Origin of the sequence: Novosphingopyxis sp. (assembly GCF_965218915.1) — a bacterium.
Classification (GTDB): domain Bacteria; phylum Pseudomonadota; class Alphaproteobacteria; order Sphingomonadales; family Sphingomonadaceae; genus Novosphingopyxis.
The window spans coordinates 1,990,019-2,002,829 of sequence record NZ_OZ244708.1; the positions used below are offsets into that span (position 1 = coordinate 1,990,019).

General features: G+C 66.0%; 11 protein-coding genes, 1 tRNA gene and 1 pseudogene. 3 read left to right on the forward strand and 10 right to left on the reverse strand.

Going from position 1 to position 12,811, the window contains the following annotated elements; translation table 11 throughout:
- Positions 1–26 precede the first annotated feature (26 nt).
- The 7 genes and pseudogenes from ACOQPC_RS09210 to ACOQPC_RS09240 form a co-directional block, all read right to left on the reverse strand.
- Positions 27–332, reverse strand: a pseudogene (locus ACOQPC_RS09210) (GxxExxY protein); the annotation flags it as partial.
- A 19-nt stretch (positions 333–351) separates the two neighbouring features.
- On the reverse strand, positions 352–1,302 hold the full coding sequence (gene fabD / locus ACOQPC_RS09215; RefSeq protein WP_420605444.1) for an ACP S-malonyltransferase: 951 nt from the start codon (positions 1,300–1,302) through the stop codon (positions 352–354).
- Positions 1,303–1,480: 178 nt separating this feature from the next.
- Complete coding sequence (locus ACOQPC_RS09220) at positions 1,481–3,265, reverse strand: acyl-CoA dehydrogenase C-terminal domain-containing protein (protein WP_420605445.1); 1,785 nt, start codon at positions 3,263–3,265, stop codon at positions 1,481–1,483.
- A gap of 33 nt (positions 3,266–3,298) precedes the next feature.
- On the reverse strand, positions 3,299–3,796 hold the full coding sequence (locus ACOQPC_RS09225) for a MerR family transcriptional regulator (RefSeq protein ID WP_420605446.1): 498 nt from the start codon (positions 3,794–3,796) through the stop codon (positions 3,299–3,301).
- Between the two features lie 202 nt (positions 3,797–3,998).
- Entirely contained in the window at positions 3,999–4,514 is a 516-nt protein-coding gene (locus ACOQPC_RS09230; RefSeq protein ID WP_420605447.1) for a hypothetical protein, read from the reverse strand.
- 5 nt (positions 4,515–4,519) lie between these two features.
- Positions 4,520–4,882 (reverse strand): phosphoribosyl-AMP cyclohydrolase, encoded by a 363-nt coding sequence (gene hisI / locus ACOQPC_RS09235; RefSeq protein ID WP_420605448.1) that lies wholly within the window; start codon positions 4,880–4,882, stop codon positions 4,520–4,522.
- Between the two features lie 31 nt (positions 4,883–4,913).
- Complete coding sequence (locus ACOQPC_RS09240) at positions 4,914–5,168, reverse strand: DUF7218 family protein (protein ID WP_420605449.1); 255 nt, start codon at positions 5,166–5,168, stop codon at positions 4,914–4,916.
- A 146-nt stretch (positions 5,169–5,314) separates the two neighbouring features.
- On the opposite strand from ACOQPC_RS09240, the gene purF reads away from it, so the two are divergent.
- From purF to ACOQPC_RS09255, 3 genes are all read left to right on the forward strand, one after another.
- Positions 5,315–6,775: an amidophosphoribosyltransferase gene (gene purF / locus ACOQPC_RS09245; RefSeq protein ID WP_420605450.1), complete on the forward strand. Its 1,461-nt coding sequence runs from the start codon at positions 5,315–5,317 to the stop codon at positions 6,773–6,775.
- 134 nt (positions 6,776–6,909) lie between these two features.
- The gene (locus ACOQPC_RS09250) at positions 6,910–7,635 is read left to right on the forward strand and encodes an SDR family NAD(P)-dependent oxidoreductase (protein WP_420605451.1); all 726 of its coding nucleotides are present in this window, start codon (positions 6,910–6,912) and stop codon (positions 7,633–7,635) included.
- A gap of 117 nt (positions 7,636–7,752) precedes the next feature.
- Positions 7,753–8,490: a hypothetical protein gene (locus tag ACOQPC_RS09255; RefSeq protein WP_420605452.1), complete on the forward strand. Its 738-nt coding sequence runs from the start codon at positions 7,753–7,755 to the stop codon at positions 8,488–8,490.
- Between the two features lie 154 nt (positions 8,491–8,644).
- Here the strand turns inward: ACOQPC_RS09255 and ACOQPC_RS09260 are convergent.
- The 3 genes from ACOQPC_RS09260 to ppdK all read right to left on the reverse strand — a co-directional run bounded on the left by ACOQPC_RS09260 (position 8,645) and on the right by ppdK (position 12,804).
- Positions 8,645–8,721 (reverse strand) — tRNA-Arg (locus tag ACOQPC_RS09260).
- Between the two features lie 83 nt (positions 8,722–8,804).
- Positions 8,805–10,100 (reverse strand): chloride channel protein, encoded by a 1,296-nt coding sequence (locus ACOQPC_RS09265; protein ID WP_420605453.1) that lies wholly within the window; start codon positions 10,098–10,100, stop codon positions 8,805–8,807.
- A gap of 22 nt (positions 10,101–10,122) precedes the next feature.
- The gene (ppdK, locus tag ACOQPC_RS09270; protein ID WP_420605454.1) at positions 10,123–12,804 is read right to left on the reverse strand and encodes a pyruvate, phosphate dikinase; all 2,682 of its coding nucleotides are present in this window, start codon (positions 12,802–12,804) and stop codon (positions 10,123–10,125) included.
- Positions 12,805–12,811: the final 7 nt, after the last annotated feature.

A 12,811-nucleotide genomic window follows, 5' to 3' on the forward strand; every position in this document is an offset into this window, starting at 1 on the left:
CCAAAATTGATGAGCAGCCCGACGGGCTGCTCGGTGAGCTTCAGATAAGTCAGCAGCTGCTTTGCATGCGCGGCATGCAGTTTTTCAACCGATTTGATTTCGATGAGCAGGCGATCGTCCACCAGAAGATCGATCCGAAACGCCGCCCGAAAATTCAGCCCCCCGTAAGCGATATCCACCGGCTTCTGCCGGTCTATCTTATGACCGCGCCGTTCCAGTTCGGCGGCCAAAATCATCTCATACACGCTTTCCAGCAAACCCGGCCCCAAGTCCCGGTGCAGTTGAAGCGCAGCATCGACGACGTCCGCAGATATTGCCTCAAGATCAACCATCTTCGCGTCTTCGCGTGATTCAAATACTCTTGATCAGCGCCTCGATGTCGTCCATTCCCTGCACGCTCATGACCTCGGCATCGGCGACGATGCGCCCGACCATCGGGCCGACCACCTTGCCGCCGATCTCTACGAAATGGTCCGCGCCGTCAGCATGCATCGCCAGTACGGATTCGCGCCAGCGCACGCGGCCCGTTACCTGATCGACCAGCAGCGATCGGATCAGCGCGGGATCGGATACCGCCTCTGCGGTGACATTGGCGTATAGCGGGGCCGATGGCGCCACAATGACGGTTTCGGTCAGCGCCTTTTCCATCTCCTCGGCAGCGGGCCGCATCAGCGGGCAGTGAAAAGGCGCGGACACGGGCAGCGGGACACCGCGCTTGATGCCCCAGCGGTCCTTGTCGTCCTTGACCATCGCGACGGCACGCTCGATCGCGGCCTTGTGGCCGGAGATCACGACCTGACCGGGGTCATTGTCATTCGCCACCGTGCATATCTCGCCGTCCGCCTCGGCGGCTTCGGCCAGATCCTCGGCTTTGGCGACATCGGCGCCGAGCAGCGCGGCCATCGCGCCCTCGCCCACCGGCACCGCACGCTGCATCGCCTGCCCGCGCAGCTTCAACAAACGCGCCGTCTCGGCGAGCGGGATCGCTTCGGCGGAGCACAGCGCGCTATATTCGCCGAGCGAGTGCCCGGCGACGCAGCCCGCGACATCAGCCAGCTTCACGCCGCCTTCCTTTTCCAGCACACGCAGCACCGCCATCGACAGCGCCATGATCGCGGGCTGCGCGTTCTCGGTCAGCATCAGCTCGTCCGCAGGCCCTTCGCGCATCAGCTGGAACAGCCGCTGCCCCAGGGCGTCGTCGACCTCCTCGAACAGCTCGCGCGCATGGGTGCTGGCGGCGGCCAGATCGGTGCCCATGCCGACTTTCTGGCTGCCCTGTCCGGGGAAAATGAATGCGCGCATCGCTGGTCCTGCCTGCTCTTTGAATGGGAGCGGTGGGTTAGGACGGCGGGCGGGTCAGTGCAAGGTGGGAGCGCCTTGGCCCGGCCCCGTCATTGCGAGCGAAGCGAAGCAATCCAGAATGCAGCGCTGCACCCATCCTGGATTGCTTCAGCCTGCGGCCTCGCAATGACGCATCGATCTACGCCGCGAACATCTCCGGTTCCAACGCCATCAGGCTGTCCGCGCCCGCCTCGATCTTGCGGCGCAGCGCACCGGCATCGGGCATGATCCGCTCGGCGAAGAAACGCGCGGTGACCAGCTTGGCCTTGGCGAAATCATCGTCCCCCATGCCCGCCGCCGCCCTGGCCATGCGCAGCCACATCAGACCCAGCGCGACGATGCCCATGATGTGCATGTAGCTGTGCGCGCCCGCGCCGACATTGTTGGGGTTGCTCATGCCGTTGGACATGAACCACATCGTCGCGGCTTTGAGCTCGCCATTGGCCTTTTCCAGCCGCTCGGCGAAGTCCTTCACTGCCTCGTCCGTCTTGGCCCCGGCACATTCGCCGTCGACCAGCGCGAAGAACGCCTGGACCGCGCGGCCGCCGTTCTGCGCGAGCTTGCGGCCGACCAGATCCATCGCCTGCACGCCGTTGGTGCCTTCGTAGATCATCGCTATCCGCGCATCGCGGACATATTGCTCCATGCCCCATTCGGCGATGTAGCCGTGACCGCCATAGACCTGCTGCATATTGGTGGCGACGTCATAGCCCTTGTCGGTGCCATAGCCCTTGATGACGGGCGTCAGCAGGCTGATCAGATCATCGGCCAGCTGCCGATCTTCCTCGCCTGCCGCCTTGTGGCTGAGATCAACCTGCAGCGCACCCCAGATGCACAGCGCACGCAGCCCCTCGGTCAGCGCCTTGGCCTCCATCAGCATACGGCGCACATCGGGATGCACGAACAGCGTGTCGGCCTTTTCATTCGGATCTTTTGGCCCGGTCAGCGCGCGGCCCTGGCGACGGTCATGGGCGTAGGCGACGCCGTTCTGATAGGCTATTTCCGCCACGCCCAAGCCCTGCAGCCCAACGCCGAGCCGCGCTGAGTTCATCATGATAAACATTGCGGCCAGCCCCTTGTTCTCCTCGCCCACCATATAGCCGGTCGCGCCGTCATAGTTCATGACGCAGGTGGAGTTCGCATGGATGCCCATCTTGTGCTCGATCGAGCCGCAGCTGACCGCGTTGCGATCCCCCAGCGCGCCATCGTCGCCGACCATGAACTTGGGCACGATGAACAGGCTGATGCCCTTCACGCTGTCCGGCGCATCGGGCGTTTTGGCCAGCACGAGGTGGATGATGTTATCGGTCAGGTCATGCTCGCCGGAGCTGATGAAGATCTTGGTGCCGGTGATCGCGAAGCTGCCGTCGCCGTTCGGCACGGCCTTGGTGCGGATCAGGCCCAGATCGGTGCCGCATTGCGGCTCGGTCAGGTTCATCGTGCCGCCCCATTCGCCGGACACCATCTTCGGCACATATTTCTCTTTCTGCTCCTGCGATCCCTTGGCCAGGATCGCGGAGACCGCGCCGTGAGTGAGGCCCGGATACATCGCGAACGCCATGTTGGCGCTGGTCAGATACTCCTCGAACGCCATCGCCATGACGTGCGGCAATTCCTGCCCACCGAATTCCTCCGGCGCGGCCAGCGTGCCCCAGCCGCCCTCGCGGAATTGGTCATAGGCCGCCTTGAAGCCGTCCGGCGTGGTGACGCTGCCATCCGCGTGGCGCGCACAGCCCTGCTGGTCGCCGCTCTGGTTGAGCGGGAATAGCACTTCGGCCACGAACTTGCCGCCCTCGTTCAGGATCGCCTCGACCATGTCGGACGTGGCGTTCTCGAAGCCGGGCAGATTGGTGTAGCGATCCAGCCCGACGACATGGTCGAGGATGAAGCGCGTGTCGCGGACAGGGGCACGATATTGAGGCATGGACGGTCCTTTGAATGAGTCGGTCTATATGTGTCAGGCGCGGCGGGCGGCGCGGTCCTCGCCCCGGGTTTCAGCGCGCTCGGCCTCCTCCACCTGCGCCACGAAGTCGATCAGTTCCATGATCGCGCTGTCGATATCGGCCTTTTGTCGTGACAGGCTGTCGATCCGCTCGCGGCATTTCTCGATCGTGACACGCCGCTGCATGTCGCGGCCATCGTCAAGATCATAGAGGTCGATCATCTCGCGAATTTCCTGCAGACTGAACCCGACGCGCTTGGCCCGCAAGATCCACGCCAGCCGCGCGCGGTCCCGCTTGGAATAGATGCGCGACAGGCCGGAGCGTTCGGGCGCGATCAGCCCCTGATCCTCGTAAAACCGCAAAGCGCGCGGCGTGACGTCGAATTCGCGGCTGAGATCGGATATGCCATAACGCTCGCGGTCGTCGCCGGGCGTGTCGATCGTCGCGTTTCCGGAGATAGCTTTGGGTCCGGAGATAGCTTTGGGTCCGGAAATGGCTTTGGGCTGCGTCATCGCGGAGCTCCTGATGGTGAAGCGGAATGGGGGCGATGCTAGTTTACGTTTGCGTAAACGTCCAGTTTGATGGGAACGCCATTCCATTCGCCGTTCGCCCTGAGCCTGTCGAAGGGCCGCTTTCCTTCGCACCTTGGTTGCAAAAGAAGGCAGGGCTTCGACAAGCTCAGCCCGAACGGTTTTGGGCTGATCTTCCGTCTGCTCACCCGCACAGTCGGTCCACCTCCGCTCCCAGCGTCCGCTTCGCCGCCTCCGCGCCAGGCTCCACCAGATAATAGCTTGTCCCCGCCAGGCTGGCGCGCGAATCGCAGATGGCGGAGCAGGCTTCGGGGACATTGCCGTCAACGCGCAGTTCCACGCCGTCATAGCTGGCGCGCACCTCGCAGTCCTTGGCGCCGTCGAAGCGGAGCTCGAACCCGTCGCCATTGGGACTCGCCTCGCCCTGCTTTTCGCAGACGCTGCCCGGCCCGTACACCGCGAGAATGCCGATGCGGTAGCTTTTGTCGCCCGTCCGCACTGCGCAGAATTTGTCGGTGCCCAAATCGCTGCGCCGTTCAAAGCGGCCCTCAAGTTCGATCGCCGAGGGATCGGGCACCACGCCGCGTGCGATCGCGCTTTTCTCGAGCGCCGCGCCCGCGCCGGTGGGATCGGGCGGCGTCTCGGCCTGCTGCTCGCCGCCGCAGCCCCCCAGCAGCACCAGCAGCACGAGAAACGCCACGCGCCTCACAGCCGCTCGAGCGATCCGTCTTCACGCAGCCGCCGATAGAAGCAGCTGCGCTCGCCGGTATGGCAGGTCGGCCCGGCCGGCCGCGCGATCACCAGCAACGCATCCTGATCGCAGTCGATGCGCAGCTCCTCGACCGCAAGGATATTTCCGCTGCTTTCGCCCTTCTTCCACAGTCGCTGGCGGCTGCGCGAGAAAAACCAGGTCTCGCCGGTCGTGATCGTCCGGTCAAGCGCCGCGCGGTTCATATGGCCGACCATTAGCACCGCGCCGTCGGCGGCATCGGTCACCACAGCGGTAAGCAGCCCGTCGGCGCCGAATTTCGGATCGAGCGCCAGCCCGGTTTCGCATGTGTCGTCCATGCAGCGTGGCTAGCCGCGCCGGTCTTCCCGATCAACTGTCGCGGATGGCCGCGATCAGCTCGTCCTTGCTCATGTCAGAGCGGCCCTCGATGCCGATCTCCTGCGCCTCGTCGTAGAGTTCCTCCTTGGTACGGTCCTCCAGCTTGCGGCTGTCGTGATCGATATTCCCCTTCGCCTGCGCGTTGGCGATCCGCGCCGCCTTCTCCTTCGACGCGCCGTCATCGCGCAGCGCCTCATAGGTTTTCTTGTTCTTGACCGATGGGCCGGGGTCCTTTTTTTCGGGCATTTGTCGTTCCTTTCCAGCGGGGTGAACGCCCGCGCGGCCGGCCGCGTTCCCGCCGTTCGTGACAAATGGGAGACAAGCCGCCCGTCCCCCCCTATATGCGCGGGGCACACGCCCCACCCCCCCCCGACGGACGAGTCGCGATCACCATGCTGACGACCCACCCTTTCGACGACGACAAACTGCGCGAGGAATGCGGCGTGTTCGGTGTCGCCGACGTGTCGGACGCCGCCGCCATGACCGCGCTCGGCCTCCACGCGCTGCAGCATCGCGGGCAGGAAGGCGCGGGCATCGTCAGCTTCGACGGCGCGGAATTCCACAACCACCGCGCGGCCGGGCATATCGCGGGCAATTTCGACAGCGAGGACGTGATCGGCGCGCTGCCCGGCCGCTCGGCGATCGGCCACACGCGCTATTCGACCCACGGCGAATCGGGCCTGCGCAACGTGCAGCCTTTGTTCGCCGAGCTTGCCAGCGGCGGCTTCGCCATCGCGCACAACGGCAATATCTCCAACGCCATGGCGCTGCGGCGCGAGCTGGTGCAGCGCGGATCGATCTTCCAGTCGACCAGCGACACCGAGGTGATCATCCACCTCGTCGCCACCTCGCAATATCGCACGCTGCTGGACAAGTTCATCGACGCGCTGAAACGGGTCGAGGGCGCCTATTCGCTGATCTGCATGACCCCGCGTGGCATGATCGCCTGCCGCGATCCGCTCGGCATCCGCCCGCTGGTCATGGGCAAGCTCGGCGACACCATCATCTTCGCCAGCGAGACCGTGGCGCTGGACATCGTCGGCGCCGATTACGTCCGCAGCGTGGAGCCGGGCGAACTGGTAGTGGTCGAGGGCGGCCAGATATCCTCGCATCGCCCGTTCGGTGAGACCCGTTCGCGCCCGTGCATCTTCGAACATGTCTATTTCTCGCGCCCCGACAGCATCGTCGACGGCAGCTCGGTCTATTCGGTGCGCAAGGCGATCGGCGCCGAGTTGGCCCGCGAAAACCCGGTCGAGGCGGACATCGTCATCCCCGTTCCCGACAGCGGCACGCCCGCCGCGCTCGGCTATGCCGAGGAATCGGGCATCCCGTTCGAGCTCGGCATCATCCGCTCGCATTATATCGGGCGCACCTTCATTCAGCCGGGCGACGGCGTGCGCCATCTCGGCGTCAAGCTGAAGCACAACGCCAACAAGCCGCTGGTCAACGGTAAGCGCATCATCCTGGTCGACGACAGCATCGTGCGCGGCACGACGTCCCTGAAAATCGTGCAGATGATGCGCGAGGCCGGGGCCAGGGAGGTGCACATGCGCATCGCCAGCCCGCCCACGCGCCACAGCTGCTTCTACGGCGTCGACACGCCCGAGCGCTCGAAACTGCTCGCCAGCCGCAAGACGATCGAGGAGATGCGCCAGTTCATCCACGCCGACAGCCTGGATTTCCTTACCATCGACGGCCTCTATTGCGCTTTGGGCGAGGCCGGTCGGCAGGGTGATCGCCCGCAATATTGCGACGCCTGCTTCAGCGGCGATTATCCCACCAAGCTCACCGACCACGATGCGCTGGAACGGCCCGACCAGCTCAACCTGCTGGAGACCGAGGCGGCGGAGTGAAGAGGCTTACGCGCCTCTGCCCGCTACAACACACATCCGCGCTCCTGCGAAGGCAGGAGCCCATCAGGTAATGGCGCCTGCTAGGCTCCTGCCTTCGCAGGAGCGCAACACAAGTAACAAGCGAAACCCCACCCATGCCCCCCAAAACCACCCCGGACGACCTCCAGCAAAAAGTCGCCCTCGTCACCGGAGCGGGGCGCGGGATCGGCGCTGCGCTGGCCATGCGGCTGGCGAAAGACGGCATGCACGTCGTCCTCACCGCGCGCACCGCCAGTGAGCTGGAGGCGGTGGAGGAGGCGATCTTCGAAGCCGGCGGCAACGCCACCATCGCCCCGCTGGACCTGACCGAGAGCGACAGCATCGCGCGCCTCGCCACCGCGATCGCGCAGCGCTGGAACCGGCTCGACCTGCTGGTGCTGAACGCCGCGATGCTCGGCAATCTCTCGCCGGTCACCGCGATCGACGGCAAGGAGCTGAACAAGCTGCTCACGCTCAACATCGTCGCGCAGCAATCGCTGATCGCCAATTTCGATCCGCTGCTGCGCCGCAGCGACGCGGGCCGCCTGATCGCGCTCACCAGCAGCGTCGGCCAGACCCCGCGCCCCTATTGGGGAGCCTACGGCGCCAGCAAGGCCGCGCTGGAGGTGCTGGTCCAGGCGTACGCGCAGGAGGTCAAACGCCTCAGCCCCATCCGCGCCGCCATCATAGACCCCGGCGCCACCCGCACCAAAATGCGGGAGAATGCCTATCCGGGGGAAGACCCCGAGACGGTGAAGCCGCCCGAGGTGGTGGCGGACGCGGTCGCCGCGCTGCTGGCGAGCGGGTTCGAGACGGGGCATCGGATGCGGGTTGAGGGGTAAGATATGTGTTTGGACCTTTGTTGATTGGTAACTTGCGATTCACTGGATGCTGAGGCGCTAGCGAGATTTGCACGCTGGCGCGGTTCGTGAACTGGGTTACCAATCGACGAAGGATAATTGCCTAGCGAACTTTCGTGTCATATATTCATCGAATGGCAAAATCTGGTAAAAGTTGGCTTCCAAGTAGAAATCCGCGGTCGGGAAAATTTCACGACAGCTGGAAGCGGTCTGCCTTCGAAGGAAAGCAGTATCGATTCCGTTGAGGTCCGGTCCAAATCCGCGAAGACGATCGGCATCGATGGCCCGCCGCCGCGCCGGTCCCGCCATGACGGCTGGACCACCGCGCGGATCGAGGCGTTTCTGGAGGAACTGCGCGCCACCGCCAGCATCACGGACGCGTGCCAGGCCGTCGGCATGGCGCGCTCCTCGGCCTACAAGCTCTATGCGCGCGCCGATTCGGGCCATATCCGCAAGGCGTGGGACGAGGCGCTGCGGGCGGCGACCAATGTGCTCGTCACCACCGCATTCGACCGCGCGGTGAACGGAGTGTGCGAGCAGGTGTGGCATAACGGGCGCATGGTCGGTTTTCGCGAACGGTTCGACAACCGGCACCTGCAGTTCATGCTGCGCGCGCGCGACCCGCTCAACTGGGCGCCGCTGGGCGACCTGCAGGGATGGGCGCGCCACCGCGTGCTTCCGGAAGCGCCCACGCCCGCCGACAGGGCGATGGAGGATATGCGGAGCGGTGAGAAAGCCTGGGGCCGGCAGCTTCCCGGCGAAGGCGATTGCCCGCGAGGAACTGCTGCCCGCGCCCGAACAGTCGTTGCCGGAGCAGTCCCTGCCCCGGTTCGGTAAGGCTGCGGAGCCGCAGTCCTTGCCCGCCGCGCGCGGTGACGCCGGGACCGAACCGAATTGAGCAACACGCCCGTGCATACTTCGTCAACTTTGCACAGCATAATTGCACGGCGGCGCAATATTCTGCCTTGAGAGCGAGCTGGCGGGGGAATGGTGGTGCGCCCGGAAGGATTCGAACCTCCGGCCCCCAGATTCGTAGTCTGGTGCTCTATCCAGCTGAGCTACGGGCGCTTGGAAGGGCTGGCAGATAGGGCGATGCTGCGCCGCTGGCAAGGGGGTAATTCCGGGCGCACCGCAATGCGGGTGCGATCGGATCAGCCCTCGCCACGCTGGGTAAAGGTGCGTGCCAGTGCCTCGTAGAGCTTGTCGCGGCACACGAACTGGCTGGTCTGGTTGGCGATGAGCGCGGCCGCCAGCATCGGCATCATCAGCCCGCGGCTGACGGTGGTCTCGGCGATGATGACCACGGCGGTCAGCGGCGCGCGCACCACCCCGGTGAAATAGGCGACCATGCCGAGCAGCACCACCGCGCTGGCCGGCTCGCCGGGAAACATGAAGCGCAGCATGTTGCCGAAGCCCGCGCCGGTCGACAGGCTGGGCGAGAAGATGCCGCCGGGCAGGCCCGCTACCGCCGTCGCCAGCGTCGCGCCGAACTTGGCGAAGCCGAACCACAGCGGCACGTCGCGCCCCTCGATCATGGCGCGGGCGGGATCGTAACCCGTGCCCCAGGTGAGCCCGGTGGTGACGCCGAGCGCCGCGACGAGCGCTCCGCACACCCCCGCGGTTAACAGCGGGCTGGCGCGGATCTGGGCACCGAGCCGGCCCGTTGCGCGTGTGGCGGAGAGCAGCAGGCGCGAGAAGCAGCCGCCGGTCAGCCCGCCCAGCGCACCCGCCATCGGCGCGACCAGCAGCGCGCTCCTGATCGACAGCGCCGATCCGGTGACGCCGAAATAGATATAGTCGCCCGCCACGCCCTGGGAGACCATGCCGGAGATCAAGATCGCGGTCATCACCAGCAGCGTCACGCGCTGCTCATAGGCGGCGGCGAGTTCCTCGATGGCGAAGGCGATGCCCGCCAGCGGCGTGTTGAACGCGGCCGCGACGCCCGCTGCGCCGCCCGCGATGTACATCGAGGAGCGCATGGGGATGCGCATCAGCCGGTGGCACTGCGCCATCACCGCCGCGGCGAGCTGCACCGTGGGCCCCTCGCGACCGATCGAGCCGCCGCACAAGAGCGCCGCGAGCGTCAGCAGCGCCTTCATCAGCGCCGTCTTCATCGACACCAGCGCGCCGGCCGCAGCCGAAGCGCCCGACTTGGCAGCAATCACCTGCGGAATGCCGGAACCACGTGCGAGCGGCACGACCTGTTTGGTGACGTAGGCAATCACCACGAAGCCGATTGGGGTGAGCGCGAGCGGCACATAAGGATAAGTGTGCCGGAGATGACCGAACTGACCCGACACCCAGTCTGCGGACGCGGCAAACAGCAACGCCATCAGGCCGATCGCGATCGCACCCGAACCGATCGCAACACGCCGACGAAAGATCATCGATTGCGGCCCATGCAGCCGCAACATCGCGCGGGCCCGGCGGCGGGTGAGCGGCTTCATTTGACGATTCGGCGGCTAAAAGTCAGTCGCGGCCCAGCGCCGCCTGCGCCGCCGCCAGCCGCGCGATCGGCACGCGGTAGGGCGAGGCGCTGACATAATCGAGCCCGGCACGCGCGCAAAAGGCGATGCTGGCCGGATCGCCGCCATGTTCGCCGCAGATGCCCAGCTTGATATCCGGGCGCTGCGCCCTGCCCCGCTCGACCGCGATTTCAATCAGTTGGCCGACGCCGGCGATGTCCAGGCTGACGAACGGATCGCGCTCGTAAATCCCCTGCTCCACATAGGTGCCGAGGAACCGGCTGGCATCGTCGCGGCTGACGCCCAGCGCGGTCTGCGTCAGGTCGTTGGTGCCGAAGCTGAAGAACTCGCCAACTTGCGCGATTTCCTTCGCCATCAGCGCGGCGCGCGGCAGTTCGATCATGGTGCCGACCAGGTAGGCGATTTCGCGCCCGCGCTCCCCGAACACCGCCTTGGCCGTCCGGTCGACGATCTCGCGCGTGATCTCCAGCTCGCGGCGGGTGCCGACCAGCGGAATCATAACCTCGGGCAGCGGGGCCTCGCCCGACGTCTCGGCGACCTCGCACGCCGCCTCGAAGATCGCGCGCGCCTGCATCTCGTAGATTTCGGGGTAGGTGATGCCGAGGCGGCAGCCGCGATGGCCGAGCATCGGGTTGAACTCGTGCAGCTCGTCGGCGCGGCGCCGCAGTTTTTCCACGGGCACGTCGAGCTCGGCCGCAAGCCCTTCGAACTCGGCGGCCTCGCGCGGTAGGAACTCGTGCAGCGGCGGATCGAGCAGGCGGATGGTGACGGGAAGCCCCGCCATCTCGCCGAAGATCGCGACGAAATCTCCGCGCTGTTCGGGTAGCAGCTTGTCGAGCGCCAGCCGCCGTCCGGCCTCGTCCTCGGCCAGGATCATCTGGCGCACCGCGCTGATGCGGCCCGCGTCGAAGAACATGTGCTCGGTGCGGCACAGGCCGATGCCCTCCGCGCCGAATTCACGCGCGGTCTTCGCGTCGTGCGGGGTTTCGGCGTTGGCACGCACCTTCAGCGCCCGCAGATCGTCGGCCCATTCCATTAGGGTTGCGAAATCACCCGCCAGCTCGGGCTGCAGCGTGGGCACCCGGCCCGCCATCACCTGCCCGTTGCCGCCATCGATGGTGATGACGTCGTCTTCGTCGAACGCGCGGCCCGAGGCGGTGAGCGTCCTGGCCTTGGTGTCGATCCGCACCTCGCCCGCGCCCGATACGCACGGCCGCCCCATGCCACGCGCGACCACCGCGGCGTGGCTGGTCATGCCGCCGCGCGCGGTCAGGATGCCGGCGGCCGCGTGCATGCCGTGGATGTCCTCCGGGCTGGTCTCGACGCGCACCAGGATCACGCTCTCGCCGTTCGCCGCGCGCCGCTCCGCCGTATCCGCATCGAAGCAGATCGTGCCCGAGGCCGCGCCGGGCGAGGCCGGCAGCCCACGCGCGATCACGTCGCGCGGAGCGTCGGGATCGAGCGTCGGGTGCAAAAGCTGGTCGAGCTGCATCGGATCGATCCGCAGGATAGCGGTCTTGCGATCGACCAGCCCCTCGGCGGCCATGTCGACCGCGATCCTGAGCGCGGCCTTGGCGGTACGCTTGCCGGTGCGCGTCTGCAGCATCCACAGCTGGCCGCGCTCGACGGTGAACTCGATGTCCTGCATGTCCTTATAGTGCTGCTCGAGCGTCTCGAACACGGCGGTCAGCTCTTCGAACGTCTCGGGCATTGCCTCCTCGAGGCTAAGCGGCTTGGCCCCCGCCGCTTCTTTCGCCGCGCGGGTGAGATATTGCGGCGTGCGGATGCCGGCGACCACGTCCTCGCCCTGAGCGTTGATCAGATACTCGCCAAAATACGCGTTCTCGCCGGTCGAGGGATCCCGGGTGAACGCCACGCCGGTGGCCGATGTCTCGCCCATGTTTCCGAACACCATCGCCTGCACGTTGACCGCGGTGCCGATATGGTGCGGGATGTCGTTGATGCGGCGGTAGACCCGCGCGCGCTCGACGTTCCAGCTCTTGAACACTGCGGCCGCGGCGCCCCACAGTTGATCGTTCACGTCCTGCGGGAAGGGCGCGCCCTGCTCGTCCGCGACGATTCGCTTGTACTGCGCCACCAGCGCCTTCCAATCGTCCGCGCTGAGCTCGGTGTCGTTGAAATAGCCCTTGTCTTCCTTGGCGATCTCCAGCGCTTCCTCGAACAGGCCGTGGTCGAGGCCCATCACCACATCCGAGTACATCTGGATGAACCGGCGATAGCTGTCCCACGCGAAGCGCTCGTCCTCGGACACGCGCGCGAGCCCCTCCACCGTCTCGTCGTTGAGGCCGAGGTTCAGCACCGTGTCCATCATGCCCGGCATCGACACCCGCGCGCCCGAGCGGACCGAGACCAGCAGCGGATCGGCCACGTCCCCGAAGCGTTTTCCGGTGACCCGTTCGATATGCGCCACGCCGTCCGCCACTTCGGCGGTCAGGCTATCCGGAAACGCCTCTCTTTCATCGTAGAAGCGCGCGCACATCGCGGTGGAGATGGTGAAGCCGGGCGGCACCGGCAGGCCGATCGATGCCATTTCGGCCAGGTTCGCCCCCTTGCCGCCGAGCAGGTCCTTGTCGCCCGTACCGCCCTCCGCGGTGCCGCCTCCGAAGCGATAGACGTAGCGATCGGCGGTCTGAGGAGCAGTCATGCGGCGG